Source organism: Halorubrum sp. B52 (assembly GCF_059752555.1).
The window spans coordinates 991,397-1,015,321 of the sequence record NZ_MWTG01000009.1 but is presented as its reverse complement, the minus strand read 5'-3'; the positions used below and the strand labels follow the sequence as shown (position 1 = coordinate 1,015,321).

The window sequence follows — 23,925 nt, the reverse complement described above, 5'->3', positions numbered from 1 at the left end:
TAAACGGACACGATGGCAAAAGCAGCAATCGTGATTCTCGCCGGCAACGAATCGCACGCCGACTACGGCCGCCTCGCGAACGCGCTCGAGGCCGCGAAGGAGTTCGCCGAGACCGAGGGCGACGAGCTCGAGCTCATCTTCGACGGCGCCGGGACGCAGTGGATCCCGGAGCTGGAAGACGAGGAGAGCGACTACCACGAGCTCTACCAGGCAGTCCGCGACGACGCCGCGGTGTGTGACTACTGTTCCGGCGCGTTCGGCGTCGAGGACGCCGTCTCCGACGCCGGCCTCGTCACGCTCGACGACCACGACGGTCACCCGAGCATTCGCTCGCTCGTCGACGACGACTACGAGATCATCACGTTCTGAGCGGCCGTCGCCGTTCGGACCGCCTCGCGGACGTGAGCGCTACAGTTTGACGAACCGCGCGCTACCGCTCTGTTCGACCGTGATGCGGTACCCCTCGTAGCTGAACGTGATCTCGACCTGGGCCTCCGGGATCGGGGGATTCGAGAACACGTGCTCGAGGATGTGATCGACTTGGGTGTACCCGGGCGTCAGTTTCTCCTGATCTTCCCCTTCGAGATCGGCCACGATCTCCACGACCTGAGCGACGGGCTCCTGTCTGTCCGTCTCCAACTCCCGGTGGATGATTTCGTCGTTGATCTGGTCGCTCATGATTTCTGGTACTATCCGCTGATTATAAATTAGTAAGGATACCCCAACGGGTAATCAAAAGAAACGGACGCGCGTCCACCTGCCCGAACCGGTCGCCAGCGCGGCGGAGATTTATGCATTTCCCCCGCGGATCGGGGACCGCAATGATCGTCTTACACGCCGTCTTCCCGCTCGATCCCGACACGCGAGACGAGGCGCTCGATATGATCGCCGAACTCGCCGAGAAGTCGCGCGCCGAGCCGGGGATGATCGACTACCGACCGGCGGTCGACGTCGAGGACCCGAACGTGGTCCGCTTCTTCGAGCGGTACGAGGACGAGGCCGCGTTCGAGGCGCACTCGCAGACCGACCACTTCCAGGAGTTCGAGGCGGCGCTCCCCGACCTCCTCGCCGGTGAGCCGGAGGTCACGCGGTTTGAGGTCGAGTCGGCGGACGAACTGGAGCTCTGACGGAGGGCTCGCGGCCCTTTTTAAATAAACTCCGAGGGATTCGGCCCGTTCGTGACGTGGACCTCGAACGGCTGCGTCCCGACGTCGTCCCGCTCGACCAGGTGCCAGTACGTCTCGGCCAGCTCGTCGGGATCGAGGAACGTCTCCGCCTCGCGGTCCGGGTCGCGCTCGCGGGCGCCGGACGAGTCGATCTGCCCGTCGATCACGACGTGCGCGACGTGCACGCCGTCGCCGCCGAACTCCTGCGCGATGTCCATCGCCATCCCGCGGGCGGCGAACTTCGCGGCCGTGAACCCGATCGCGCCGCCGCGGCTGCGCACCGCCGAGGTCGCGCCGGTGAAGATCACCGTGCCGCCCCCGGCCGCGAGCATGTCGTCGACGGCCTCCTGCGAGCAGACGAACGCACCGCGGCCGTTGACCGCCCACGCCTCCTCGAACGCCTCGACGCTCGTGTCCATGAGCCCGGTCCACGACGCCGCGCTCGCGTGGTTGACGAGGACGTCCACCGGTCCGAACGCCTTGCGCACCGCCTCGAAGCCGTCCCGGATCGCCTCGACGTCGGTCAGGTCGGTCGTGACCGCCAGCCCCTCGCCGGGGTCGGGGAGGTCGTCCGCGAGCTCCTCGATGTACTCCGTCGAGCGGGCGAACAGGGCCACCCGACAGCCCTCCGCCGCGAACTTCCGCGCGAGCGATTCCCCGAGTCCGGGACCGACCCCGGCGACGACTGCCGTGCGAGTCATACCCGCGCTACGGACCGCCGGGTGAAAACGGTGGTCGCTCCGGCGGCGGGCGTCACCGCGGTCCGACCTCACCCGCCCGCCGCCGCCCGGAGCTCCGGGAAGTACCGGCCGTGGAAGTCGAACGGGACCGCGTGCGGCAGCGTCGCCCGGGCGCGCTCCGCGAACGTCGCGCCGTCGAGGACGAGCAGGCGCGACCGGTCGGCGTCGACGTCGAGCGCGACCGTCAGCACGACTCCGTCGTCCTCGCGCTCGCCGTCGGGCGCCGGCACGAATATCGGCTCGCCGAAGTAGTCGCCGCCCGCGTCGAACGTCTCCACGGTCCCCGCCTCGGCGTCCAGCTTCAGGATCCGACGGGCCCACTCGGTGACCGGCGTGTCCATGCCCATCGCGTAGACGTACCGGTGCTCGCGACACCACCGCGCGGGCGACGCCGTCGGCAGCGCGCTGCCGTCGTCGTAGAGGGTCTCGCGGGAGATCGTCGCGTCGTCACGGTCGCCTCCGGTCGCGCCCCCGCCGTACCTCTCCGTCCCGGTCGCCGTCCCGACGTCGACGGTGAATCGCTCGATTCGACCGGCGATGGCGCCCATCTCGCCGGCGCGGACGTTCTCCAGGTACAGCGAGTCGATCGCGGCCGCGTCCGGGACCGTCTCCAGGTCGAAGACGACCTCGCCCCCGCCGTCGCGCTCGAAGGCGTTGACGTGGTGGAAGCCGAAGAGGGGGTCGGCGACCGGCTCCGCGACGACGTCTCCCGTCGTCCGGTCCAGCACGACGATACGGGTCCCGCGCTCGGGCTCCCACTCGAACTGCTCGATGAACGGGGGCTGTCGCCCCGGCTTCAGAAACCGACGCGGGTCGAGCCGGAGCGGGAACTCCGTCAGCACGACGTACCGCGGCGTGAGCGCGAAGCTGTGCATGTACGCCGGCCGGTCGGTCTCGACGCTGCCGACGTGGCGCCGGTCCCCGTCGGCGGTCCACGCGGTGACGTGGTACCGGCTCGTCCGCCCGAACTCGGTGTCGACGGTGACGAGTGCGCCGGTCGCCGGGTCGCGCTTGAAGTGGGCACAGGAGAGCTGGCCGCTCGGCGCGTCGCCCTCGCGGTCGGCGTACCCCGTCGTTTCGAGCGTGTTCGGATCGAACCGGACCCCGCGCGGCGACTCGGTCAGCGCGACGTACGCGTCGCCGACCCGCTCGGCGACGATGTTCGCGTTGTCGTACGGCTCGGCGAGGAACGTCGCCAGCCGCGAACGGAGCGTCGTCTCGCCGGTGGCGAAGCCGCCCTCGAACTCGCCGCTCGTCGCCGCCTCGTACGCGTCCGTCCGGAGGAAGCGGTTGCGGTAGTGGACGGCGTCGGTGTCGCCGTCGCCGTCATCCCCGGTCACCGAATCGGCGGTGTCCCCCGGATCGAAGGTGAATCGGTACAGCATCGCGAGTCCGTCGAACCAGTGGTCCACCTCGCTGCCGTCCGGGAACGAGAACGCCCCGGGACCGTTTCGGATCAGGCTCCCCCGGAGCCACGTCGGCAGGTCGCCGCGCACCGGAATCGACGCGGCCGTCTCCTCGCGGAGCGAGTGGAACCCGGCGTGCGAGTTCATGACAGTCACCCGGGGCGCGGCGGGCTAAGGTCTGACGGCGACGCGAGCGCGGTCGGGCCACCGACCGCAGCGCGGACGGCTCACGCCGGGTCGGCGTCGACCACCGTCGAGATCCGGGCGTTCTCCTTGATCCGGATCCCGGCGTCGCCGACGGACAGCGGGACACGCGGCAGTTCCGCGACGCGGAGCGTGGGGTGGAAGGCACCTCGCTCCAGCAGCGCGTCCCGCGTCTGGACCGTGAACCGCAGGTCGCTCCCGGCGATCGACTCGTTGTGCTCGACGAGGTACGTGCCGGCGTCGAGCGACCACCACCCGTACTCGTCGTCGGGGTCGCGCTTCTCGCGCTCGCGCGGCTCGGTCGCGGCGGCCTCGAGCTCGCCGCCGCCGAAGTCGACGCGCCCCGGCCCGGTGATCTCGTAGACCTCGGCGACGGTCAGGTCGACGCCGTCGCCCTCGGTCTGGGTCGGTTCGTGTACGAGTCCGTCGATGTGGATCGCGTACGACGACATCGGTGAGTCCCTTGCCGCCGAAGCGACCTAAAGGCACGCGGCGCCGTGAGCGACGGGGCGCCGCACGTGATCGGCGGGGCCGGCGCCGCGATCCCGTCTCAGTCGGCGATCCGGTCCGCGGGGTCCCCGGTCGCGGCCGCGCGGCGCGACTGGACGACGAACAGCGTCGTGGCGAAGGCGATGAACGCGGCCGCGAGCAGGAACCCGGTCTCCGTCGTCGTGAAGTCCATCGTCGTCCCGACGATGACCGGGCCGAGGACCTGCCCGACCTTCCAGGAGATGGAGCGCAACGACATGGCGCTCGCGACCGACTCGTGGCGCTCGCCCTCGTCGACGAACAGCGACATGCTCGCCGGCAGCCGGATCGAGTCGGCGACGCCGAGCAGCGAGTACGCGCCGAACAGCGCGAAGAAAGCGCCGCCGAGCGTCTGCGAGTCGCCGAGGTACGACACCGTCACCGGCGACACCGTCCCCTCGAAGTACGCCGCCAGCGGGACGGCCGCGGTGCCGACGCCGTACAGGAGCGCGCCCAGCGCGACGAACCCGTGGCGGCGGCCGTACCGGTCGGTGAGCCCGCCGACGAACCCCTGCGTGACCGCCTTCGTCGCCTTCCCGCCGGCCATGATCCAACCGATGGCGAACGCCGAGATGTCGAACGACGTCCGCGCGTAGATGGGGAGGAAGATGATCACGGCCATCTTGCCGACGCTGAACGTGAACCGGAACACGACCAGCGATCGGAGCATCGGGAGCGCGAGCAGCGACCGAAACGTCTCGATCCCGCCCGACTCCTCAGGGCTCTTCTGTCCGCCGGGATCGTCGCGGAGGAAGCGCCACACCAGCAGGAACGCCCCGAGCGTGATGAGCGAGAGGACCGCGTACGCCTCGGTGAACCCGTAGGCGTACAGCAGGTAGCCGCCGAGGAGGTCGCCCGCGAGCGACGAGACGGAGGCGAACTGGTTGTACGAGCCGAGCCAGAGCCCCTGGTCGTCGTCGGGGCTGATCTCGCCGATGACCGTCGCGCCCGTGATCCACAGCAGGCTCGCCCCGAGCCCCTGCACCATCCGGACCAGGATCACGTGGACCGGGCCGTTCACGAAGACGAAGCCGAGGAAGACGGCGACGTTTAGCAGGAAGCCGGCGAGCAGATACCGCTTCGCGTTCCCCGTGTCGACCGCGCGGCCCAGCGGGAGCACGACGACCAACTGGACGAGAGCGAAGGAGGCTCCGAACAGCCCCTCGACGAACCCGGTGGTCCCGAACAGATCCGCGTACAGCGCCAGCGCGATGAGGATCGTCGAGTACGCCTGACTGCGCGCGAAGGCGGTGCCGGCCAGCGATCCGAACTCCGCGTCGCGCAGGAGCCGCACCGAATCTCCGAGGGCCATGAATCGCGGTGGGCGGTGTAGCGGGTACGGGTATAAAAGGTCGAGAGACCCGGCGGCGGCTGCTGGATTCGGAGGCGGATTGGGCGCGTCAGCCGCGTCGACACCGAGCCGTCGCTCAACGCTCCTTCAGACGCAACAAGAAACCTGATGGGTTGGGGCGGATTCGAACCTCGGTCGCTCCGTTCGCTGTCGCTCACTTCGCTCCCTGCTTCGAATCCGCGGCACCATCTCGTCGACGTGGACCGCTCGCTGTCGCTCGCGGTTGCGGCGTCGACAGAAATGGGCTGGGGCGGATTCGAACCGCCGACCTGCTCCGTGTGAAGGAGCCGTCATAACCTGGCTAGACCACCAGCCCGCTCGTGTCGAGGTATCCGACCTCCGGACTTAAGGGTTACTTTGTCGCGAGGATTCATTCCCCGAGCGCCCCACGATCCGCCCATGACCCACGAGCTCCGATTCCTCGAACGCGTGCGACAAGGCGTCGCGAGCCTGCTGCACCTCCCGCTGTCGGCGTTCGGGCTGTACGCGGAACGGGAGACGCCCCGCGACCAGTACGCGCTCACGCTCCGCGAGCCGTACCCGCTCGTCGAGGCGCAGCTTCACCGGCTCGGCTTCGTCCGCAACCTCGTCTCCTCGCTGAAGTTCCGCGACTACGCGACCCCGCCGGAGACGTCGGTCGCCAGCTGGGTGCGCTATCCCGACGGCGCGCTCGCGAGCGACGACCAGCTGCACCTCGCGCTGTTCGTCGGTCCCGACCGCTCGACGACCGACGTGTACGCTCACTGGGAGCCGTCGTGGATCCGCCACCCGATCCGCCACTACCGGGCGAACGACGTCGACGCCGAGGAGGGGGTCGAGCGCACCCGCGCGCTGTTCGAGCGGGAAGGGGTCGAGTACGCGGTACGTCCGGCGGGAGCGCGGCTCGCCGTCGACGCCGAGCGCGACTCGACCGGACGGTGAAATAGCGCCGCGAAGGATCTTAAAAAGGCGCGGGTCGAACGCCTACTCGTCCTCGGCGGCGTCGTGGCCGCGGTACTCCTTCACGCGCTTGCGGGCCGATCCGACGGCCTCGCGGGCCTCGCCCTCGGCGCGTTCCTCGAGCTTCTTCAGATCGGCTTGGAGCTTGTCGAGTCGCGACGCCTCGGGCTCCGGCTCGTCTTCGCCGCGGCCGACGAGGTCCTTCACGCGGGCCTCGACCGGCTCCAGCTCCTCTTTCACGCCCGCCTTCGCGTGCTCCGCCGCTCGACCGAGGTAGTACCGTGCGTCTTCGAAGTGCTTGCTCATATTTGTCCTTTGGAGGGCGACGGATATATTCTTTGTGGCCGCGCGGAGGCGACAGGATTGTGCGCCGACACTCGATCGCCGCTGCTCGCCGGTCCGTCTCGTCGTCGACGCGGAGGAGGCTCCCCCGCGGACCCGTCAGTACGAGGGCGACTCCTCGGGCTCGCCGTCGCGCGCGTTCGCGACCCGGCCGAGCGTGAACAGCAGGTCGGAGAGGCGGTTGAGGTACGAGACCACCGTCTCGTTGATCGGCTCGGAGCGCGCGAGCTCGACGACCCGGCGCTCCGCGCGGCGGGTCACGGTCCGGGCGTGGTGGAGGCGCGCGCCCGACTCGCCGCCGCCGGGGAGGACGAACGACGTCAGCGGCTCCAGCTCCTCGTCGAAGGCGTCGATCCGGTCCTCGAGACTCTCGACCAGCTCGGGCTCGACCTGCGGATCGTCGGGTTCCGGGTCCGGGTTCGCGAGGTCCGCCTGCACCACGTGGAGGTCGTTCTGGACCGTCTCCAGCAGGTCGTCGAGGTCGTCGTGCCCGGTCGGGCGCACGGTCCCGATCAGCGCGTTCGCCTCGTCGACGGTCCCGTACGCCTCGATCCGCGGGCTGGACTTCGACACCCGACTCATATCTCGGAGGTCGGTGTCGCCCTGGTCGCCGCGTCCGGTGTAGATGGTCATGCGAGGGTCCGGTCGACGTACTCTAAGATGTTCGCGCTCTCGGCCATCGTCACGCCGCGGTCCTCGTCGATCAGGACCGGGACGCCGCGCTGGCCACTGACACGCTTCACTTCGTCGCGGTCGGAGTGGAGCGCGTCCACCCACTCGGTCTCGTACTCGATTCCGGCGTCGTCGAGCGCACCGGACACCTTCTCGCACCACGGACAGCCGTCGAGCGCGTAGAGTCGGATCGCCATGACCGACCGAACGGCGCGCGGCGGCAAGAAGGTACGGCCTCGGCGACCTACAGCTCGTGGTACGACGCCATCCCCTCGCGGAACGCCGGCGGGACCGGCGCGGGCTCGCCGGAGTCGGGGTCGAGGCTGACGAGCGTCGCCTCGCCCTCGGCGACGACCGCGCCGTCGACCCGCAGCTCGTGCGTCATGGTCACGCTCGAGCGACCGATCTCGGCGACGTCGAGCTCGACCGCGACGGTCCCGTCCGTCAGCTCGACCGGCCGGCGGAAGTCCAGCGAGAGCGACGCCAACACCGTCGACACCCGCGAGAGGTCGGCGTCGAGGACGTCGCGGAAGTACTCCGTCCGGGCCTGTTCGACGTACGTCGCGTAGACGGCGTTGTTGACGTGGCCCATCGCGTCGATGTCTCGGAATCGGACGTCGATCTCGGTCGCGTACGTGCTCATGTCGGGTCCTCCGCGGGAGGCGGTATGTAGGCGTCGGGATCGGTCGGCGGCCGCGTCCGGCGTCGGTCGATGAAAACGGAGGGAGCCGTCGTCAGTACAGCAGCTCGTCGTCGTTCTCGATCATGTACAGCGACCGGGCGGCGATGTTGACGGCGTGGTCGCCGACGCGTTCCAGGTCGCGGATCGTGAGGAGGAGCCGCGAGACGTTCCGCATCGTCCCCTCCACGTCCGCCTCCTCGCGGAGCTCGTCGCGTTCGATGAGGTCGCGGACGACGAGTTCGCTCGCGGCCTCGCAGGCGGCGTCGAGGTCCTCGTCCGCCTCGGCGACGGCGTAGCACAGCTCCGGGTCCGACTCCGCGTACGCGTCCATCGCCTCGTCCAGCATCGCCAGCGTGTCGTCGCCGATGCGCTGGACGTCGACGTCGGGGAACACCTCGCGGTCGGCCTGCTTGGCGTATCCGCCGAGGTTCGTCGCCAGGTCCGCGATCCGCTCGAGGTCGGTGATGATCTTGAACGAGGCCGCGATGAACCGCAGGTCGCCCGCCACCGGCTGCTGGAGCGCGATGAGGTCGGTGCACTGCCCCTCCAGTTCGAGGTACAGGTCGTTGATCTCGGCGTCGCCGGTGATGACCTCCTCGCCTAGCGCGGCGTCCTGGGTCTCCAAGGCGTCGAGGCCCATCCGGAGCCGCTCCGCGACGAGCTCGCTCATGTAGAGCACGTCGTCGCGGAGCCCCTCCAGCTTCGACTGGTACTGTTCGCGTGGCATCGTCTTGGCGTATTCGCCTCACCGGACGTATAAAAACACGTCGGCGACCGAACGATCGGTTTTCTCCCCGGCCGGCGTGCGACCGTCGCGATCGCGGTCGCACGCGCTCCCGCATCGGGGAGTCGCTGTCGACTACGACTCCGCGTCGATCGCGTCGTCGGCGGTGTCCGCCGAGTCGTCGGCGGTGCGCCCCGGGAGGAACGTCCCGGTCTCGCGGCGGACGCCGACGAGCAGCGCCACGCCCGCGGCGAGCGGCATGACCGCGCACGCGGCGTAGATCGGCGCGAAGCCGACCGTCTCGATCAGCGGCAGCGACACCATCGGCCCGAGCCCGCCGCCGACGTCGCCGAACACGTTGTTCGTCCCGGAGGCCCGCCCCATCCGCTCGTCGGGGGTGAGGTCGGCGAGCAGCGCCATCATCGGGCCGCTCGTGCCGCCCTGTCCGGCGCCGATGAAGACGCAGGCGAGCGCGAGGTCGACGACCGACCCAGACCGGGCGAGCAGCAGGAACCCGACGCACGAGACGACGAGGAAGGTCAGCAGGATCGGCGTGCGCGACTCCCGCGTGTCCGAGATCCGACCGCCGACGAGCATGAAGAAGGCGGCGGAGAGGACGGTCCCGGCCATGAACAGCCCGGAGGTCCCCTGCGGGGCGAGCCCGAACAGCGAGATGTCGTTCTCGCCGAGGAACAGCACGAGCGTGGAGAACAGCGCGCCGATGTACGCGAACAGGAGCCCGAAGTTGACCAGCCCGACCGTGAGCGCCGGGACCGCGGTGTCGACGTCCCACGGCTTGATCGAGTCCCCCGAGCGGTCGTCCGTGACGTGCGTCTCCGGGACGTACCGGTGGGCCACGACGCTGGCGGTGAGCGCGAACGCGGCGGCCACGACGAACGCGGCGGCGTTGCCGGCCAGCGACGAGACGATCCCGCCGAGCACGAGCCCGGCCGGGAACCCCATCGTGATGCCGCCGCGGACGACGCCCATGTTCGTCCCGCGCGACCCGCTGTCGGAGAGGTCGGCGGCGATGGTGTAGGCGGTCGCGAACACCGCGGCGGAGCCGAACCCCCAGAGAATCCGCGCGAGGAGGAACCACGTCTCGGGCGCGACGACGACCGACAGCGGCGCGAACCACCAGTCCGGACCGATCGCGACGGCGCCGACCGCGAACCGCGGCAGCGACGCCGCGAGGGGACGGAGCGACTCCGCCGGCGGCATCGCGAGCGCGACGACGTACCCCAAGGTGGCGATCCCCTCGACTAAGAGCCCGTACACGAACGGCTTGCGCGTCCCGTACCTGTCGACGAGGGCCCCGGCCGGCGCGTTCGCGACGAGCCGCACCCAGCGGTTCGCCGAGAGGATGACGCCCACCATGAACGCCGAGATGCCGAGGACGGCGCCGAGGTTCGGGAGGATCGGGAAGACGACGCCGCCGCCGAACCCGACGAAGAACGTGCTGGCGATCACCGCGAGCAGCACGGTCGGCGGGCGGTCGAAGCCGAACCACCCCATCTCAGGGGCCCCTCGGGGACGCAGGATCGCTCCCGCGTCGCGGCGAGTTCCGCCCGCACCGCGCCGCGACGGCGGTCATTCCCCCTCGTCCGCGCGGTTCATCTCGGCGATGCCGTCTTCCAGCGAGGGGAGCGCCACGTCCTCGACGAGCAGCGGCTCGACGATCCGCTGGAGGGTCGCCTCGGCGACTCGGCGGGTGTACGTCGGCTCGGGGAGGTCGTCGATGTCGACCGCGTCGTCGCCGTCACCGCCGGTGAGCGTGATCTGTCGGGTCCGCGCGCCGTCGAGGGTGGCGACGACGAGCGCCGCCGTCTCCCCGACGTCGACCTCGCGGAACGTTCCCGCTTCGATCCCCGACTCGAGGATGTCGGCGACGGTGCCGCGGAGCAGGCGGTCGCTCCTGACGAGCTGCTCGCGGATGCGCTCGTTGAACGGCCCCTGCGTCCTGAGTTCGAGGAGGGCGATGTGGAACGCCTCGCGGTCGACGGCGTCGGCCTCGAAGACGAACCAGCCGACGAACCCCGCGAGCCGCTCGACCGGGGGGTCGTCGGCGTGGGCGCGGATCCGCGCCTCCGAGTCGGTGATGACGTAGTCGAGGAACGCGACGAGTAAGTCCTCTTTCGTGTCGTAGTGGTAGTGGAGCAGCGACTTGCTCTTCGAGCACTCGTCGGCGATGTCCTGCATCGTCACGTCGGCGTAGCCGTGGGCGCGGAGCGCGCGGTAGACCCCGTCCATGATCTCCTCGGCCGCGCTCGGCTGGTCGCTCATTGACTGACCGGTCAGTCAGCAACTGATAAATCCCTAACGGTCGGGGTCCGAACGGCCGGTTCACGGGTCGCGATCGACTCCCGTTCGAGGACCGCCGAACCGCGCTCTCAAACCGCCCGCGGTCCGCGAACGCGGCGGTCGCTCACGGGTGTAGAACGGTCGAAAAGCCGATACAACCTTGAAACGTCGCCGGCGGTTACAGACGGGTGACGTTCGTGGCGCGCGGACCCTTGTCCGCCTCCTCGATGTCGAACTCGACTTCCTGACCTTCCTCGAGGTCCGGGCCGCCGACGTCCTCCATGTGGAAGAACACGTCCTCGTCCGCGTCGTCAGTCTCGATAAATCCGTAGCCGCCGGTGTCGTTGAAGAAGTCAACCTTCCCTTTCGCCATTGCGTCCGTAAGAGCGAGAGGAGTACGTAAAAGGCTTCCGCGAACGAGGCCGCCGTGCTACTCGTGATCATATCACGATACGGCAGGGGTCCGTCGGGGTCGATCCCGCCGTGTTAGAAACTACTATACGACCCCAGTGCGGAACCGTTAGACATGAGTCAGTCGTACAATCGAGGCCTCATCGAGGACTTCAGTCGGTGGCGGGAGTTCGAGGCGGGGATGTGGGCCTGGATCTTCCATAAGTTCACGGGGTGGGTGCTCATCGGTTACCTGTTCACCCACATCGCCGTGTTGAGCACCGGAATCCCGGCTGCGGGCGCGGGCGAGGCCGCGATCATGGCCGGAGAGGACGTGTACACCCAGACGATCGTCAGCCTCGAGAGCCTGCTCTTAGTGCGGCTCCTCGAGGTCGGCCTGCTCGCGGTGGCCGTCTTCCACATGCTCAACGGCACCCGACTCCTCCTCGTCGACCTCGGCGTAGGCCTGGACGCACAGGACAAGAGCTTCTACGCGTCGCTGATCTTGACCGGAGCGATCACCGTCGCGTCGGTGCCGACGTTCATCGCGGGGGCATTCTGAGATGGCGGAGCGCTACTCCTCGTTCAAGTCGGGCGGCCGGATGTGGCTGCTCCAGCGGATCACGGCGGCGTTCCTGCTCGTCGTGTTGGCCTTCCACTTCTTCCTGCTCCACTTCGTCCACCACGCCGACGAGGTGTCGTTCCTCGCCAGCTCGGCGCGGATGGAGCAGATCAGCTACTACTCGCTGATGATCCTCTTCCTCGTGACGGCGACGTTCCACGGGGTCAACGGGGTGTACAACGCCCTCGTCAACCAGGGGCTCACCGGCACCAAACGCACCGTCATCAAGTGGACCCTCGTCGCCGCGAGCGCGGTCCTGATCGTTCAGGGCGTGCGCACCGCGAACGCGTGGGCGGGAATCGGACTCTACTGAACCGACCATGAGCACACAGATACCCAAGCAGACCGAGGAATCGAGCGAGACCGAAGCAGAGGCCGAAGCCCCCTCCAAGGGCGACGAGCGGCGGACGGAGAAGCGCCGCCGGGCCGCGGAGGAGCGCGCCCGTCGGCAGGCCGAGGAGGCCGAGAAGGCCGCGGCCGACGAGGAGACGATCGAGCTGAAGGTGTTCCGGTACGACCCCGAGGTGGAGGGGAAACAGGAGCCCCGGTTCGACACGTTCCACGTCCCGTTCACCAAGGGGATGACCGTCCTCGACGCGCTGATGTACTCGCGGGACAACTACGACTCCTCGCTCACGTTCCGCCACTCCTGTCGGCAGGCCGTCTGCGGCTCGGACGCCATGTTCGTCAACGGCGGCCAGAAGCTGGCGTGTAAGACGCAGATCGTCGACCTCGAGGAGCCGATCCGCGTCGAGCCGCTCCCGCACGCCGAGGTCGAGAAGGACCTCGTCGTCGACATGGAGCACTTCTACGACCAGATGGAGGCCGTCGAGCCGTACTTCCAGACGAACGAGTACCCCGACGGCGAACTGGAGGAGCAGCGCCAGACGCGGGAGAACCGCGAGAAGGTGAAGATGTCGACGCGCTGTATCTGGTGTGGCGCCTGCATGTCCTCGTGTAACATCGCCGCCGGCGACAACGAGTACCTCGGGCCCGCCGCGATCAACAAGGCGTACCGGTTCGCCATGGACGAGCGCGAGGGCGAGGACATCAAGCAGAAGCGGCTGGAGATCATCGAGCAGGAGCACGGCGTCTGGCGGTGTCAGACCCAGTTCTCCTGTACCGAGGTGTGCCCGAAGGACATCCCGCTCACCGAGCACATCCAGGAGCTGAAGCGCGAAGCGGTGAAGAGCAACCTGAAGTTCTGGTAGCGGCGGGAGACACCCTCAAGGGACTACGGAACCAACGAAATACCATATCACAATGCACGAACACGACGTCATCGTTGTCGGCGCCGGGGGGGCGGGACTCCGGGCGGCGATCGCGGCACAGGAAGCCGGGGCCGACGTGGCCATCGTCTCGAAACTCCACCCGGTCCGCTCGCACACGGGCGCGGCCGAAGGCGGAATCAACGCGGCGCTGCGCGACGCCGACTCCTGGCAGGACCACGCGTACGACACCATGAAAGGGTCGGACTACCTCGGCGACGCGCCGGCGGTCGAGGCCCTCTGTAAGGAGAGCCCGGAGGAGGTCATCCAGCTGGAACACTGGGGGATGCCGTTCTCCCGCGAGGAGGACGGCCGCGTCTCCCAGCGCCCGTTCGGCGGGCTCTCCTTCCCCCGGACGACGTACGCCGGCGCCGAGACCGGCCACCAGATGCTCCACACGATGTACGAGCAGGTGGTCAAACGCGGCGTCACGGTGTACGACGAGTGGCACGTGATGGACCTCGCCGTCACCGACGAGGAGGACCCGGCCGACCGCACCTGCCACGGCGTCGTCGCCTACGACATCCAGAGCGGCGAGGTGAGCGGCTTCCGCGCCGACGGCGGCGTCATCCTCGCGACGGGCGGGATGGGCCAGGTGTTCGACCACACCACCAACGCGGTCGCGAACACCGGCGACGGCGTCGCGATGGCGTACCGCGCGGGCGTCCCGATGGAGGACATGGAGTTCATCCAGTTCCACCCGACGACGCTGCCGTCGACGGGGGTCCTGATCTCCGAGGGCGTCCGCGGCGAGGGCGGCATCCTCTACAACGAGAAGGGCGAGCGGTTCATGTTCGAGCACGGGTACGCGAACAACGACGGCGAGCTCGCCTCCCGCGACGTCGTCTCCCGCGCCGAGCTGACCGAGGTCAACGAGGGGCGCGGCATCGAGGACGAGTACGTCCACCTCGACATGCGGCATCTGGGCGAGGAGCGCATCCTCGACCGGCTGGAGAACATCCTCCACCTCGCGGAGGACTTCGAGGGCGCCGACGGGCTCACGGAGCCGATGCCGGTCAAGCCCGGCCAGCACTACGCGATGGGCGGCATCGAGACGAACGAGTTCGGCGAGACCGTCATCGGCGGACTGTACGCCGCCGGCGAGTGCGCCTGCGCGTCGGTCCACGGCGCGAACCGCCTCGGCGGCAACGCGCTCCCGGAGCTCATCGTCTTCGGCAAGCGCGCCGGCCGCCACGCCGCCGGCGAGGACATGGGCGAGGCCGAGATCACGACCGGCAAGGACGGCGAGTGGGAGCCCGCGGAGTACGAGTTCGAGGTCGAGGTCGGCGAGACCGGCGGACAGGGCCCCGCCGCGGCCGACGGCGGCGCGGTGGCGTCCGACGCCGAGAGCGTGCTCGGTACCGCCGTCGAGCGCGCCGAGGACTACGTCGAGGAGCTCCTCGCGCGCAAGGGGCGCAACCACGCGGAGATCCGCTCGCAGGTCCAGGAGACGATGACCGCCAACGTCAACGTGTTCCGCGAGGAGGGCCGGCTCGAGGAGACCCTCGGCGACCTTCACGAGGCGCGCGAGACGTACAGAGACGTCGCCGTCTCCGACCCGTCGCGGACGTTCAACACCGACCTGATCCACACGATGGAGACGCGGAACATCCTCGACATCGCCGAGGCGCTCACGATGGGCGCGCTCGCGCGGAAGGAGTTCCGCGGCGCTCACTGGCGGAAGGAACACCAGGAGCGGAAAGACGAGGAGTGGCTCAAACACACGCTCGTCTCGTGGAACGACGGCGAGCCCGAGCTCTGGTACAAGCCGACTATCCTCGAGGGCGAGGACAAGACGTACGAGCCGAAGAGTCGCTCGTACTGAGCCGTCGGACGCGACGCGAGGGCTACGATTCGGTCGTTTCGCGGCCGTCGCTCCGACACGATCGTCCCGGATCGTTCACGATTTCCTATCCGTCGTCGGTCGAAACGACCGGCGCGTTTCGGCATCGATGCCGACTACGCGTCGGTCCCGCGATCACTGTGTTCCCGTTTTCAGGCGGTCTAAACCGACTCAGGGCCTCTCTGGAGGATTTCGACGATCGTTGAATAGGGGATTTATTATCGTCGAACTCGACGCTTCGGACAAGATGATAGAGACACGCACCGCGGCGCCGGCCCTACCGCCGGAGCTGCAGTCCCCCCGCGCGAAGCTCGTGTACCTGTACCTGACGACGAACGGCGACGCCACCGTCTCGGAGATGGGCGACTCGCTCGGAATGAAGAAGATCTCGCTGTACAGCATCCTGAAGACCCTCAAGCGGGAGGGGATGGTGGACTCCGACGGCGACACCTACGAACTGAACTGATCCGGCTCGTTCGCAGCTTCTCGACGACCGGCGCCCCCAGCGGAGCGTTTAGGGGCTCGCGGGACGCAGTGCGTCCGTGGACGCGAACCAACAGGAGCTCCGGAACCCGTTCGGGATGGACACGGCCTGCGAGAACTGCCCCGAGCTGTGCGACGCGCGGGAGCGCGTCGTCCACGGCTACGGCGACGTGGGCGCCGAGTTCCTCGTCGTCGGAACCGGGCCGACCGCGGCCGCCGAGGAGAACGGCGTGCCGTTCACGGGGTCCGGCGGCGGCGAACGCGTCCAGTCGATCTTCGCCGATCTCGGATTCGTCCGGTCGCCGCCGGACGCGGCGGAGCCGGACGTCCAGAACGTCTTCTTCACGGGCCTGACGCGGTGTCGACACCCGGACCGCGAGCCGACCGACCGCGAGGTCGACACCTGCGAGCCGTTCCTCAACGCGGAGATCCGGATGATAAACCCCCAGATCATCGTCCCCGTCGGGGACCGACCGCTCCGCGAGCTCGCGGTCGAGTACACGACGCGCCGCCCGGACTCCTTCGACGTCGACGCCGAGCACGCGACGACGATCCGCGGGCGGGGGTTCGAGCTGGTGCCGATGAAGGAGCCGACCGAGATGACCGACGCCGAGGCCGACGCCTTCCGCGAGCACATGCGCGAGAGCGTGTTGAGCCGGGACTACCGGCAGACCAAAGGGCGGCAGAGCCGCTGAGAACCGAATCCGGGTCGTCGCGACCCGCCGGTGTGGCGGTCGCTCGTTCGACGGCCCGCCGGCGCCGCGACCCGCCGTCAGTCGTCGAGGTCGACGTCGTCGAGGATCCCCTCCGTCGCTTCCCGGCTGTCCGCGCCGAACGCGCAGTCGATGAGGATGTGACCGCCGAGCGTCGACGGCGAGATCACTTGGTCTGCGCCGGCGCGCCGGAGCTTGTCCACGTTCTCCCGCTGGGTCACCGCCGCGACGATCCGCACGTCGGGGTTGAGCTGGCGGGCGGTGAGGATGGCGAGCGCGTCTCGCGCGTCGTCCTCGGTGGCGACGACGACCGCGCGGGCGCCGTCGAGGTTGACCCGCTCGAGCGGCTCAACGTCGCTGGGGTCCGCGGTGTACACCGGGATCTCGCGGTCGGCGAGCCGCCGGGCGGCCGTCTCGTCGGGCGTCACCACGGCGTAGTCGACGCCGTCGCGCTCGCCGAGTTCTTCGAGTATCGGTTCCGTCAGGTCCCCGTAGCCGAGCACGAGGACGTGGTCGTCGAGGAGGTCTATCTGTCTGTCTGTCATCTTTCCGAGCGCCTTGGAGAGCTGCGCCTCGATGGCGGGCGTGAGGAGGACACCGAGCGCCACCGCGAACGCGGCGACGTTCATCACGAGCGAGGAGAGCACGAACAGCTGGGCGATGTCGGCGTCCACGCCGGCGCGGGGACCGATGTCCCCGTAGCCGACCGTGGAGGCGGTGACGACGGTGAAGTAGAAGGCGTCGACGATCGTCTCCACGCCGTCGAACTGGTCGCGCAGCGCGTAGGTTCCGACCGTCCCGTACGAGACCGCGGTCACGAGCGCGGCGCCCGCCGCGAGCTGCGTCGGCGACGGGGAGAAGCGCCGGTCGAACCGCCCGCGGTTGTAGACGAGCGCGGGCACCGACAGGACCGACAGCGCCACCAGCGGGAACGAGAGCACCGACGCCTGCATCAGTCCCTGAATCGCGGTCAGCGGCAGCAGGATCGCCGTGGAGTGCCAGCCGACCCGGTAACCGTTCTTCAGCGCGAAGCCGCTCCCGAGCATCGCGAAGCCGGTGATCGTCCCGGTGAACCCGACCGTCTGACGGACGACGTCGGGGACGAGCGGGGCGAGCGGCCCGTCGACGCCGAGCCCGCCGATCTGGGCAAGCCCCGCGAGGATCGACAGGACCGCGACCGCGAACGTCAGGGCGATGGATGCCCGTACGGTCACCCAGTCGCGGGTCAGCTCCATACCGGCCCGTCGCCGAGGTTTAACTTAAACCCCGCGAGGGCGAAGCGGTGTCGGCGTCGAGGGCGGCCGCGACGCGGTCCCCGCGCCGACAGGGGTTTAAGCGCACCGCCGAGTGTGGGGCGTATGTCACTGCCCGTCGAGATCGTCTTCGGGATCTACCTCGGGATCATCACGGGGATCCTGCCCGCGCTGGTCTCCGGGGTGCTCGGTTTCGTGTTCAAGTACGTCACCGGGGTGACGATCCCCGGGCTCGGGGTCGTCGTCCTCGCGCTCGCGATCGCCGGCATCAACGGCGGCCTGCTCGCCCTCAACGACGAGACGATCCGCTCGTCGGAGCGCGCGCCGGCGATCCTCACGGCCATCGTCGTCATTCTGATGATCTCGCTGTACGCGCACGCCCAGGGGGACAAGCTCGGCGCCACCGTCCCCAAGCGGCTCTCGCTCCAGCAGCTCCGCGACCGGACCCTCTCGACGGACGTCGTCGAGCTCGTCGGCGGTCGGGGACGAGTCACCGTCGACGTCGCCGGCGAGGTGAACGACATGGAGGGGTACCCGCCGCTGCCGGCCGAGACCCGCCGCGCGATCGTCGACGGCGAGTGGACGTTCCCGGCCGACCTCCCGCTCGTCGAGCTGGAGGACCGGTTCGCGGAGCGGCTCCGGACCGAGCTCGACCTGGCCGACGTCGCCGTGCGGATCGACGAGCGCGCCAACGCGACCGTGGCCGCGGCGCCGCCGACCGGCGCGCTGTCGAAGCGGGTCCCGCAGGGGAAGCGCGCGGTGTCGGTTCCGGCGCTCGTTCCGACGGGGATCGCCCGCGGCGACGTCGTGCGCGTGCTCGCGTCCGACCTCAGCGTGGACGGGACCGTGCTGGCCGCCAGGACGAGTGGGAAGCCGGAGCCGGGCGCGTCGAAGTCGGCGACTGACCCGGGGGAAGCGGGAGGCGATCCGCTCGGGACCGAACGGACCGACGCCGAGCCGCGAGGGGACGGCGACCCCCGAACCGACGGCGGCGAGGCGCCCGCGGCCCCGCCGGCCGCCAGCGCTCCGACGACGACCGGGGGGGAGGGACGGGTGACGGTCGCCGTCGACCGGTCGGAGGCGAGCGCGCTGCTGCGCGCGGGTCGGGGACGCGTCCTCGTCCTCTCCCGCGGCACGCGCCGGGAGTACGAGCTCACGACGCTGCTGCGCCGCGCGGGGAAGCGGTTCCGCAAGGTGTCCGTCGTCCCCGGCGGCCCCCTCGACGGCCACACGATCGGCGAGGTGGGCGTCCGGGAGGCGTACGACGTCGCCGTCCTCGCGGCGCGTCACGACTCGTGGACGATCGCGCCGAGTGGGTCACAGCTCCTCTCCGCCGAGGACGAGCTGTTCGTCGTGGGAAGCCGCGACGCGCTCGACCGGTTCGCGGAGGTCGCGCGATGATCGCGGCCGCGGAAGCGAGCGCGGCGGTCGCCGCGGACGCGGGAGTCGTCTGGGGGTTCCTCGCCGCCGTCGCGCCCCCAGTCGACGTCGGCTTCGCGCGTCCGCGACAGGCGGCGATCACGCTCGTCACGTTCGCCGTCCTCTCGATACTCGTCGCCGGCGGGGCCGCGCTGACGTACCGGTGGTACTTCCGCGACGAGATCCCCGAGGGGGTCACCGTCCTGCTCGGGGTCTCCGTCGTCGCGCTGTACCTCAACACGACCTCGCTCGGCGCGATCGCGGTCGGCGACAGCCCGGCGCTACTCGAACCGGAGAGCGTCTTCTTCAACGTCGTCTCGCTCGGCGTCGCGGCGGTGTTCGCCCCGGGCGGGCGGTACGTCGGCGACCGCCTCGCGGTCGACGTGTTCGCGCTCTCGGGGGCCAGGCAGCTGGAGGGCGAGCTGAGCGGCATCGTCCGAGCGGTCGGGCGGTTCACGGCCGTCACGCTCCCGTCGGCCGAGGATATCGGGGACATGGACACCTACGACCCGGTGTCGCCGGAGAAGAAGGCCGAGATGGCCGAAAAGACGCTGCTGTTCGCGCGGAAACTCTCCGGCGAGGAGCTCCGCGAACGGCTCGTCGAGCGGGTGAAAAGCGACCACGGCGTCGGCTACGTCGACGTCGACGTCACGGACGACGGCGAGATCGAGTACTTCGCGGTCGGCTCGCGCGCGGCGGGGCTCGGCCCGACGCTCGCACCGGGGTCGGCCGCGGTGGCCGTGGCCGCGGACCCGCCGAACAACGCGACCGCCGGCGACGCGGTCCAGCTGTGGCGCACCGAGCCGGAGCCGAAGCGGGTCGCCACGGGCGAGCTCCGGGGCGTCGCCGGCGACGCGGCGACCGTCGCGCTCGACGAGTCCGACGCCGAGGGGCTCACCGAGGAGGAGTCCTACCGGATCGTGACGCTCCCGTCCGAGCCGCAGGCCGACCGGGAGTTCGCCTCCCTGCTCCGGAACGCCGACGAGACGATGGCGGCGATCACGGTCGGCGCCGGCAGCGCCCTCGCCGGGAGCACCGTCGGCGACGTCGAGGTCGTCGTCGCCGCCGTCCGCCCCGAGAACGGATCGGTACAGCCGATCCCGCGGCGCGCGTACGCCTTCGGCGCCGGCGACCTGGTGTACCTGGTCGGTCGACCCGACGCCCTCCGTCGGTTCGAGGCCGACGCCGCCGGCGAGCGGGCGGATCCGTCGAGCGTCACTCCGACGCCCGGCTCCGCCTCCGGACGGGAGGAGGCCGAACCGCCCGCGGACGACACCGAGACCGACGACGAGGATCGGGACGAAACCGCGACCGAGTCGGACGACGGGGATCGGACCGATCCCGAAATCGAACCCGGCGAGGGGACGCAACGCTCTTGAGGCGTCCGTGCGGGGTTCGCGTATGGAGTGGAAGCTGTTCGCGGACCTCGCCGAGACCGCCGGCGGCCGCAACGTAGAGATCGAGGCGTCGCCGGGCGATACGGTCGGCGACGCGCTCGACGCCCTGCTCGACGCGCACCCCGACCTCCGGGACCGCGTGCTCGAGGACGGCGCGGTGGCCGACCACATCAACGTCCTCCGGAACGGGCGGAGCGTCAGCCACGACGACGGGTTGGAGACGACGCTGGAGGAGGGGGACGAGCTGGCGCTGTTCCCGCCGGTGAGCGGGGGATCGGTCGGGCGATAGATCGGTCGTTTCAAACGGTCGCGCGTCGCATCACTCGGCATGAGCGACGGCGACGACCACGGCGACGACCCGCACCGCGAGGAGTTCCACGAGGACCCGGTCGGGCACACGCGCGCGACGGCCGACATGACGGTCGGCGAGCTGGTCGAGGGGTACGGCGACGCCGGGATCGGCGCGGCGTCGGTCAACGAGGCGGGCGACGTGCTGGCGGAGATGTTCGGGAACGAGGACTGCACCGTCTTCCTCTCGTTGGCGGGCGCGATGGTGCCGGCCGGGATGCGCCGGATCGTCTCCGACCTCATCCGCGACGGGTACGTCGACGCGCTCGTGACCACGGGCGCGAACCTCACCCACGACGCGATCGAGGCGATCGGCGGGAAACACCACCACGGGCGGACCCACGACCCCGAGAAGAGCCTCCGCGAGCACGACGAGGGGCTCCGCGACGAGGGCGTCGACCGCATCTACAACGTCTACCTCCCGCAGGAGCACTTCGCCGCGTTCGAGGGCCACCTCCGCGAAGAGGTGTTCCCGGCGCTCGAGGCCGACCCGGACGCCGAGGAAGACGGCGCCGTCTCCATCGCCGACCTCGCGCGCGAGCTCGGTCGCGCGAACGCCGCGGTCAACGAGCGCGACGACGTGGCCGAGGACCCCGGCGTCGCCGCCGCGGCCTACGAGTGCGACGTGCCGGTCTACTGCCCGGCGGTACAGGACTCGGTCCTGGGGCTCCAGGCGTGGATGTACGCGCAGACGGCCGACTTCACGCTCGACGCGCTCGCCGACATGACGGAGCTGACCGACCTCGCGTTCGAGGCCGACGACGCCGGCTGCCTGCTCGTCGGCGGCGGCGTCCCGAAGAACTTCACCCTCCAGACGATGCTCGTCACGCCGCGCGCGTACGACTACGCGGTCCAGATCACGATGGACCCGGAGGCGACCGGCGGCCTCTCCGGCGCCACGCTGGAGGAGGCACGGTCGTGGGGGAAACTGGAGAAGGACGCGCGCAACGCCTCCGTCTACGGCGACGCGACCGTCATGCTGCCGATGCTGATCGCGGCCGCTCGCGAACGCGTGGAGTAGTCCAGATCATTCGTAATTACATGTAATTAGATTTTTTACCCGGGAGCCCCTGATCCGGCGTAATGACCGACTACACCACCATCTCGCTGCGGAAGGAGTTCGTCGCCGACGTCGAGGAGTACATCGAGGACGAGCCGTTCGGCTCGGTGAAGGAGTTCGTGAAGCACGTCGTCGTCCAGGAGATGGAGTCGGACGACGAGATCAGCGAGGCGGAGGCCCGCCGTATCGGCCAGCGGCTTCGGGACCTAGGGTACGTCGACTGATGAGCGTCGCCGACGGCGGCCCGATCGACCTGCCCGAGCGCGTGGACAGGGCCGACGCGATCCTCGCCGGTATGCCGCTGCTGTTCGTCGGCGGGTACGGCGCCGCGGCGGCGGTGGTCGAGGGGTGGGTGGTCCCCGTCGCTATCGCCGCGCTGGCGTGTGCACTACTGATGCTCGACGGGCTGGTCCGGAACCCGCCGCGCGCTCGGTGAGCCGGACGGCGACGCCGGCGCGTTAGTTTCTCGGCTCCAGCCCGACAGCCTCGGCCAGCAGCGCGTGCGACTCCAACGCGTCCTCGTGGTCGGGGACCGTGTGCTGGATCATCACCTCGTCGACGCCGACGCGGTCGGCGAGCTGTTCGAGCAGGCCGGCGATCGTCTCCGGGCTCCCGGAGATCGACCGCGGCCACTCGTCGGCGTCGAGCGTCGCGGGCGTCGGCTCCGGGACGCCGCCGAGCTCGTCGATCGCCTCCGCGACGCTCGGCGTCGAGTCGCCGAGGTCTCCCCGTTGCATCCGCCGGAAGGTCGCCTCCGCGGGGGCGCGGCGGCGCGCGGCTGCCGCGTCGCTCTCGGCGGCGACCGCGTTGACCGCGACCGTTCCCGTCGGCTCGTCGGGGCCGCCGGGGAGCGCGCCGGGCTCGAACGCCTCCCGGTAGGCCGCGAAGGCGCGCTCTGCGAACCCGGGACGGATGAACCCGGCGAAGCAGTACCGGAGCCCGAGCTTGCCGGCGATCTCCCCGCTCGCCGGGCTCGACCCGAGCACCCACGGGACCGGGGGACCGTCCCCGGAGCGCGGGACGCCGAGATCGGCGTACTCGTGCTCGTCCGGGTAGTCGTCGTAGAGGTGGCTCACGAGCGCGCGGATCCGCTCTGCGTGGTCCTCGTTCGGGTTCTCGACGCGGCGGCTCGTCCCGAGCGCGCGGTCGGCGGCCGGCGGACCGTTCGCCCGGCCGACGCCGGCGTCGACCCGCCCCGGTGCGAGCCCGTCGAGCGTCCCGAACGACTCGGCGACCTTGAACGGGCTGTAGCGGTTGAGCAGGACGGCCCCGCTGCCGATGCGGATGTCGTCGGTCGCGCCCGCCAGCCGGCCGAGGAGCACCTCCGGGGTCGTCCCCGCGAGGCGGTCGGTCCGGCCGTGGTGCTCGGCGACCCAGAACCGCGAGTACCCCAGTCGCTCCGCCTGCTCGGCGGCCGCGACCGTGTTCGCGAAGGCGTCAGCGGCGGTCCCGTCTTCCGGGACCGGCGAGAGGTCGACGACGGAGAGGTCCATGCCCGGGCTCGGCGACCGCCGGTAGTAAGGGTTCGGCCGGCGGCGGAATCGTGGGGTTCAGCCGGCGGCGGAATCGTGGGGTTCGAGGGGTCCGCCGCGACCGGAGCCGACGCTACGGGAGTCGAGCGGAATGGAGAGATCGAGAAAGCGTCGTCGTCAGTGGTCGCCGGTCTTCGACTGCCACGCGTAGTCGCGGCGCTTCGCGGACTTGCCGAAGCCGCAGGAGGAGCAGCGCTCCTTCTTGACGTGGTAGGACTTCTCGCCGCAGCGGCGGCACTTCACGTGAACCGTCTTGTTCTTCTTCCCCTGAGAGGGCGTTCCGGAGCCGGTCATGCTTTGATGGTGACGACGTTATCGCCGCGTATAATCGTTGTGTCTTCGATCGCGACGGCGAACTCGCCCTCGAGGTCGTCGTCGACGCGGTCGCCGACGTCGGCCTCCGGTTCGATGACGACGTTCATGTGTTGGTCGTAGCCGGCTAAGATTCCGTAGTAGGTCGTCCCGTCCTTCAGGTGTACCGTCACTGGCTCCTCGAGCGACGCTTCGAGCACGTCGAGGGGTCGTCCACTCATTGTACGTAT

General features: G+C 69.8%; 32 protein-coding genes and 1 tRNA gene. 15 read left to right on the top strand and 18 right to left on the bottom strand.

Going from position 1 to position 23,925, the window contains the following annotated elements:
• Positions 1-12 precede the first annotated feature (12 nt).
• A complete protein-coding gene (locus tag B4V04_RS13700) occupies positions 13-369 on the top strand; it encodes a DsrE family protein (protein ID WP_498232302.1) in 357 nt (118 codons plus the stop codon).
• A 39-nt stretch (positions 370-408) separates the two neighbouring features.
• On the opposite strand, the gene B4V04_RS13695 is transcribed toward B4V04_RS13700, so the two are convergent.
• Positions 409-678 carry a HalOD1 output domain-containing protein gene (locus tag B4V04_RS13695; RefSeq protein WP_498232301.1) on the bottom strand — a complete coding sequence of 90 codons (270 nt, stop codon included), beginning with the start codon at positions 676-678 and terminating at the stop codon, positions 409-411.
• A gap of 143 nt (positions 679-821) precedes the next feature.
• On the opposite strand from B4V04_RS13695, the gene B4V04_RS13690 reads away from it, so the two are divergent.
• Complete coding sequence (locus tag B4V04_RS13690; protein WP_498232300.1) at positions 822-1,127, top strand: putative quinol monooxygenase; 306 nt, start codon at positions 822-824, stop codon at positions 1,125-1,127.
• Between the two features lie 20 nt (positions 1,128-1,147).
• On the opposite strand, the gene B4V04_RS13685 is transcribed toward B4V04_RS13690, so the two are convergent.
• The 5 genes from B4V04_RS13685 to B4V04_RS13665 form a co-directional block, all read right to left on the bottom strand.
• A complete protein-coding gene (locus B4V04_RS13685; RefSeq protein ID WP_498232299.1) occupies positions 1,148-1,867 on the bottom strand; it encodes an SDR family NAD(P)-dependent oxidoreductase in 720 nt (239 codons plus the stop codon).
• 68 nt (positions 1,868-1,935) lie between these two features.
• Positions 1,936-3,459 carry a carotenoid oxygenase family protein gene (locus B4V04_RS13680; RefSeq protein WP_498232298.1) on the bottom strand — a complete coding sequence of 508 codons (1,524 nt, stop codon included), beginning with the start codon at positions 3,457-3,459 and terminating at the stop codon, positions 1,936-1,938.
• Between the two features lie 80 nt (positions 3,460-3,539).
• Positions 3,540-3,968, bottom strand: a complete 429-nt coding sequence (locus B4V04_RS13675) for a dCTP deaminase/dUTPase family protein (RefSeq protein ID WP_498232297.1) — start codon at positions 3,966-3,968, stop codon at positions 3,540-3,542.
• A 98-nt stretch (positions 3,969-4,066) separates the two neighbouring features.
• Positions 4,067-5,356, bottom strand: coding sequence for an MFS transporter (locus B4V04_RS13670; protein ID WP_498232296.1), 1,290 nt, complete (start codon positions 5,354-5,356; stop codon positions 4,067-4,069).
• A 280-nt stretch (positions 5,357-5,636) separates the two neighbouring features.
• Positions 5,637-5,711 (bottom strand) — tRNA-Val (locus B4V04_RS13665).
• An 83-nt stretch (positions 5,712-5,794) separates the two neighbouring features.
• Between B4V04_RS13665 and B4V04_RS13660 the strand changes: the two genes are divergently transcribed.
• A complete protein-coding gene (locus B4V04_RS13660; protein WP_498232295.1) occupies positions 5,795-6,316 on the top strand; it encodes a hypothetical protein in 522 nt (173 codons plus the stop codon).
• A gap of 42 nt (positions 6,317-6,358) precedes the next feature.
• Here B4V04_RS13660 and B4V04_RS13655 read toward each other — a convergent pair whose 3' ends face one another.
• From B4V04_RS13655 to B4V04_RS13620, 8 genes are all read right to left on the bottom strand, one after another.
• On the bottom strand, positions 6,359-6,640 hold the full coding sequence (locus B4V04_RS13655; RefSeq protein ID WP_498232294.1) for a DUF7553 family protein: 282 nt from the start codon (positions 6,638-6,640) through the stop codon (positions 6,359-6,361).
• 135 nt (positions 6,641-6,775) lie between these two features.
• Positions 6,776-7,309: a cob(I)yrinic acid a,c-diamide adenosyltransferase gene (locus tag B4V04_RS13650; RefSeq protein ID WP_498232293.1), complete on the bottom strand. Its 534-nt coding sequence runs from the start codon at positions 7,307-7,309 to the stop codon at positions 6,776-6,778.
• Entirely contained in the window at positions 7,306-7,545 is a 240-nt protein-coding gene (locus B4V04_RS13645; protein WP_498232292.1) for a glutaredoxin family protein, read from the bottom strand. Before B4V04_RS13645 ends, B4V04_RS13650 begins: the two co-directional genes overlap by 4 nt.
• Before the next feature lie 47 nt (positions 7,546-7,592).
• Complete coding sequence (locus B4V04_RS13640) at positions 7,593-7,991, bottom strand: acyl-CoA thioesterase (RefSeq protein WP_498232291.1); 399 nt, start codon at positions 7,989-7,991, stop codon at positions 7,593-7,595.
• A 91-nt stretch (positions 7,992-8,082) separates the two neighbouring features.
• Complete coding sequence (phoU, locus tag B4V04_RS13635) at positions 8,083-8,757, bottom strand: phosphate signaling complex protein PhoU (RefSeq protein ID WP_498232290.1); 675 nt, start codon at positions 8,755-8,757, stop codon at positions 8,083-8,085.
• A gap of 132 nt (positions 8,758-8,889) precedes the next feature.
• A complete protein-coding gene (locus B4V04_RS13630) occupies positions 8,890-10,269 on the bottom strand; it encodes an MFS transporter (RefSeq protein ID WP_498232289.1) in 1,380 nt (459 codons plus the stop codon).
• Positions 10,270-10,344: 75 nt separating this feature from the next.
• Complete coding sequence (locus B4V04_RS13625) at positions 10,345-11,037, bottom strand: TetR/AcrR family transcriptional regulator (protein ID WP_498232288.1); 693 nt, start codon at positions 11,035-11,037, stop codon at positions 10,345-10,347.
• Positions 11,038-11,233: 196 nt separating this feature from the next.
• Positions 11,234-11,428, bottom strand: a complete 195-nt coding sequence (locus tag B4V04_RS13620; protein ID WP_092566404.1) for a cold-shock protein — start codon at positions 11,426-11,428, stop codon at positions 11,234-11,236.
• Between the two features lie 153 nt (positions 11,429-11,581).
• On the opposite strand from B4V04_RS13620, the gene sdhC reads away from it, so the two are divergent.
• The 6 genes from sdhC to B4V04_RS13590 all read left to right on the top strand — a co-directional run bounded on the left by sdhC (position 11,582) and on the right by B4V04_RS13590 (position 16,356).
• Positions 11,582-12,007, top strand: coding sequence for a succinate dehydrogenase, cytochrome b556 subunit (gene sdhC / locus B4V04_RS13615; RefSeq protein WP_144796692.1), 426 nt, complete (start codon positions 11,582-11,584; stop codon positions 12,005-12,007).
• Between the two features lies 1 nt (position 12,008).
• The gene (locus B4V04_RS13610) at positions 12,009-12,380 is read left to right on the top strand and encodes a succinate dehydrogenase/fumarate reductase transmembrane subunit (protein ID WP_144796694.1); all 372 of its coding nucleotides are present in this window, start codon (positions 12,009-12,011) and stop codon (positions 12,378-12,380) included.
• 7 nt (positions 12,381-12,387) lie between these two features.
• On the top strand, positions 12,388-13,278 hold the full coding sequence (locus B4V04_RS13605) for a succinate dehydrogenase/fumarate reductase iron-sulfur subunit (protein WP_498232287.1): 891 nt from the start codon (positions 12,388-12,390) through the stop codon (positions 13,276-13,278).
• Between the two features lie 52 nt (positions 13,279-13,330).
• The gene (locus B4V04_RS13600; RefSeq protein WP_498232286.1) at positions 13,331-15,160 is read left to right on the top strand and encodes an FAD-binding protein; all 1,830 of its coding nucleotides are present in this window, start codon (positions 13,331-13,333) and stop codon (positions 15,158-15,160) included.
• A 265-nt stretch (positions 15,161-15,425) separates the two neighbouring features.
• Positions 15,426-15,644, top strand: coding sequence for a helix-turn-helix domain-containing protein (locus tag B4V04_RS13595; RefSeq protein WP_498232285.1), 219 nt, complete (start codon positions 15,426-15,428; stop codon positions 15,642-15,644).
• A gap of 76 nt (positions 15,645-15,720) precedes the next feature.
• Entirely contained in the window at positions 15,721-16,356 is a 636-nt protein-coding gene (locus B4V04_RS13590) for a uracil-DNA glycosylase (RefSeq protein WP_498232284.1), read from the top strand.
• Positions 16,357-16,433: 77 nt separating this feature from the next.
• On the opposite strand, the gene B4V04_RS13585 is transcribed toward B4V04_RS13590, so the two are convergent.
• Positions 16,434-17,609, bottom strand: coding sequence for an NAD-binding protein (locus B4V04_RS13585; protein ID WP_498232283.1), 1,176 nt, complete (start codon positions 17,607-17,609; stop codon positions 16,434-16,436).
• A gap of 123 nt (positions 17,610-17,732) precedes the next feature.
• Here B4V04_RS13585 and B4V04_RS13580 point away from each other — a divergent pair, with 123 nt between their 5' ends.
• The 6 genes from B4V04_RS13580 to B4V04_RS13555 all read left to right on the top strand — a co-directional run bounded on the left by B4V04_RS13580 (position 17,733) and on the right by B4V04_RS13555 (position 22,287).
• Positions 17,733-19,028, top strand: a complete 1,296-nt coding sequence (locus B4V04_RS13580; protein ID WP_498232282.1) for a potassium channel family protein — start codon at positions 17,733-17,735, stop codon at positions 19,026-19,028.
• Entirely contained in the window at positions 19,025-20,425 is a 1,401-nt protein-coding gene (locus tag B4V04_RS13575; RefSeq protein ID WP_498232281.1) for a cation:proton antiporter regulatory subunit, read from the top strand. Before B4V04_RS13580 ends, B4V04_RS13575 begins: the two co-directional genes overlap by 4 nt.
• Before the next feature lie 22 nt (positions 20,426-20,447).
• Positions 20,448-20,732, top strand: coding sequence for a ubiquitin-like small modifier protein 1 (locus B4V04_RS13570; RefSeq protein WP_498232280.1), 285 nt, complete (start codon positions 20,448-20,450; stop codon positions 20,730-20,732).
• A 39-nt stretch (positions 20,733-20,771) separates the two neighbouring features.
• Positions 20,772-21,812 (top strand): deoxyhypusine synthase, encoded by a 1,041-nt coding sequence (locus B4V04_RS13565; protein WP_498232279.1) that lies wholly within the window; start codon positions 20,772-20,774, stop codon positions 21,810-21,812.
• Positions 21,813-21,874: 62 nt separating this feature from the next.
• Entirely contained in the window at positions 21,875-22,075 is a 201-nt protein-coding gene (locus B4V04_RS13560; protein ID WP_498232278.1) for a hypothetical protein, read from the top strand.
• Positions 22,075-22,287 (top strand): DUF8015 family protein, encoded by a 213-nt coding sequence (locus tag B4V04_RS13555; protein WP_498232277.1) that lies wholly within the window; start codon positions 22,075-22,077, stop codon positions 22,285-22,287. Before B4V04_RS13560 ends, B4V04_RS13555 begins: the two co-directional genes overlap by 1 nt.
• 22 nt (positions 22,288-22,309) lie before the next feature.
• Here B4V04_RS13555 and B4V04_RS13550 read toward each other — a convergent pair whose 3' ends face one another.
• From B4V04_RS13550 to B4V04_RS13540, 3 genes are all read right to left on the bottom strand, one after another.
• The gene (locus B4V04_RS13550) at positions 22,310-23,344 is read right to left on the bottom strand and encodes an MsnO8 family LLM class oxidoreductase (RefSeq protein WP_498232276.1); all 1,035 of its coding nucleotides are present in this window, start codon (positions 23,342-23,344) and stop codon (positions 22,310-22,312) included.
• A gap of 156 nt (positions 23,345-23,500) precedes the next feature.
• A complete protein-coding gene (locus B4V04_RS13545; protein ID WP_144796717.1) occupies positions 23,501-23,677 on the bottom strand; it encodes a 50S ribosomal protein L37e in 177 nt (58 codons plus the stop codon).
• A complete protein-coding gene (locus B4V04_RS13540) occupies positions 23,674-23,916 on the bottom strand; it encodes an LSM domain-containing protein (RefSeq protein ID WP_498232275.1) in 243 nt (80 codons plus the stop codon). The genes B4V04_RS13545 and B4V04_RS13540 overlap by 4 nt, the downstream gene beginning before the upstream one ends.
• Between the last annotated feature and the right edge of the window lie 9 nt (positions 23,917-23,925).

Excerpts from the sequence above, each read along its gene's own strand:
- B4V04_RS13655 (WP_498232294.1), bottom strand. The coding sequence starts at position 6,640 with ATGAGCAAGCACTTCGAAGACGCACGGTACTACCTCGGTCGAGCGGCG.
- B4V04_RS13575 (WP_498232281.1), top strand. The coding sequence starts at position 19,025 with ATGATCGCGGCCGCGGAAGCGAGCGCGGCGGTCGCCGCGGACGCGGGA.
- B4V04_RS13695 (WP_498232301.1), bottom strand. The coding sequence starts at position 678 with ATGAGCGACCAGATCAACGACGAAATCATCCACCGGGAGTTGGAGACG.
- B4V04_RS13580 (WP_498232282.1), top strand. The coding sequence starts at position 17,733 with ATGTCACTGCCCGTCGAGATCGTCTTCGGGATCTACCTCGGGATCATC.
- B4V04_RS13625 (WP_498232288.1), bottom strand. The coding sequence starts at position 11,037 with ATGAGCGACCAGCCGAGCGCGGCCGAGGAGATCATGGACGGGGTCTAC.
- B4V04_RS13650 (WP_498232293.1), bottom strand. The coding sequence starts at position 7,309 with ATGACCATCTACACCGGACGCGGCGACCAGGGCGACACCGACCTCCGA.
- B4V04_RS13545 (WP_144796717.1), bottom strand. The coding sequence starts at position 23,677 with ATGACCGGCTCCGGAACGCCCTCTCAGGGGAAGAAGAACAAGACGGTT.
- B4V04_RS13630 (WP_498232289.1), bottom strand. The coding sequence starts at position 10,269 with ATGGGGTGGTTCGGCTTCGACCGCCCGCCGACCGTGCTGCTCGCGGTG.
- phoU (WP_498232290.1), bottom strand. The coding sequence starts at position 8,757 with ATGCCACGCGAACAGTACCAGTCGAAGCTGGAGGGGCTCCGCGACGAC.
- B4V04_RS13540 (WP_498232275.1), bottom strand. The coding sequence starts at position 23,916 with ATGAGTGGACGACCCCTCGACGTGCTCGAAGCGTCGCTCGAGGAGCCA.
- B4V04_RS13645 (WP_498232292.1), bottom strand. The coding sequence starts at position 7,545 with ATGGCGATCCGACTCTACGCGCTCGACGGCTGTCCGTGGTGCGAGAAG.
- B4V04_RS13605 (WP_498232287.1), top strand. The coding sequence starts at position 12,388 with ATGAGCACACAGATACCCAAGCAGACCGAGGAATCGAGCGAGACCGAA.
- B4V04_RS13595 (WP_498232285.1), top strand. The coding sequence starts at position 15,426 with ATGATAGAGACACGCACCGCGGCGCCGGCCCTACCGCCGGAGCTGCAG.
- B4V04_RS13560 (WP_498232278.1), top strand. The coding sequence starts at position 21,875 with ATGACCGACTACACCACCATCTCGCTGCGGAAGGAGTTCGTCGCCGAC.
- B4V04_RS13600 (WP_498232286.1), top strand. The coding sequence starts at position 13,331 with ATGCACGAACACGACGTCATCGTTGTCGGCGCCGGGGGGGCGGGACTC.
- B4V04_RS13640 (WP_498232291.1), bottom strand. The coding sequence starts at position 7,991 with ATGAGCACGTACGCGACCGAGATCGACGTCCGATTCCGAGACATCGAC.
- B4V04_RS13685 (WP_498232299.1), bottom strand. The coding sequence starts at position 1,867 with ATGACTCGCACGGCAGTCGTCGCCGGGGTCGGTCCCGGACTCGGGGAA.
- B4V04_RS13610 (WP_144796694.1), top strand. The coding sequence starts at position 12,009 with ATGGCGGAGCGCTACTCCTCGTTCAAGTCGGGCGGCCGGATGTGGCTG.
- B4V04_RS13570 (WP_498232280.1), top strand. The coding sequence starts at position 20,448 with ATGGAGTGGAAGCTGTTCGCGGACCTCGCCGAGACCGCCGGCGGCCGC.
- B4V04_RS13680 (WP_498232298.1), bottom strand. The coding sequence starts at position 3,459 with ATGAACTCGCACGCCGGGTTCCACTCGCTCCGCGAGGAGACGGCCGCG.
- B4V04_RS13550 (WP_498232276.1), bottom strand. The coding sequence starts at position 23,344 with ATGGACCTCTCCGTCGTCGACCTCTCGCCGGTCCCGGAAGACGGGACC.
- sdhC (WP_144796692.1), top strand. The coding sequence starts at position 11,582 with ATGAGTCAGTCGTACAATCGAGGCCTCATCGAGGACTTCAGTCGGTGG.
- B4V04_RS13555 (WP_498232277.1), top strand. The coding sequence starts at position 22,075 with ATGAGCGTCGCCGACGGCGGCCCGATCGACCTGCCCGAGCGCGTGGAC.
- B4V04_RS13660 (WP_498232295.1), top strand. The coding sequence starts at position 5,795 with ATGACCCACGAGCTCCGATTCCTCGAACGCGTGCGACAAGGCGTCGCG.
- B4V04_RS13585 (WP_498232283.1), bottom strand. The coding sequence starts at position 17,609 with ATGGAGCTGACCCGCGACTGGGTGACCGTACGGGCATCCATCGCCCTG.
- B4V04_RS13690 (WP_498232300.1), top strand. The coding sequence starts at position 822 with ATGATCGTCTTACACGCCGTCTTCCCGCTCGATCCCGACACGCGAGAC.
- B4V04_RS13565 (WP_498232279.1), top strand. The coding sequence starts at position 20,772 with ATGAGCGACGGCGACGACCACGGCGACGACCCGCACCGCGAGGAGTTC.
- B4V04_RS13675 (WP_498232297.1), bottom strand. The coding sequence starts at position 3,968 with ATGTCGTCGTACGCGATCCACATCGACGGACTCGTACACGAACCGACC.
- B4V04_RS13620 (WP_092566404.1), bottom strand. The coding sequence starts at position 11,428 with ATGGCGAAAGGGAAGGTTGACTTCTTCAACGACACCGGCGGCTACGGA.
- B4V04_RS13670 (WP_498232296.1), bottom strand. The coding sequence starts at position 5,356 with ATGGCCCTCGGAGATTCGGTGCGGCTCCTGCGCGACGCGGAGTTCGGA.
- B4V04_RS13700 (WP_498232302.1), top strand. The coding sequence starts at position 13 with ATGGCAAAAGCAGCAATCGTGATTCTCGCCGGCAACGAATCGCACGCC.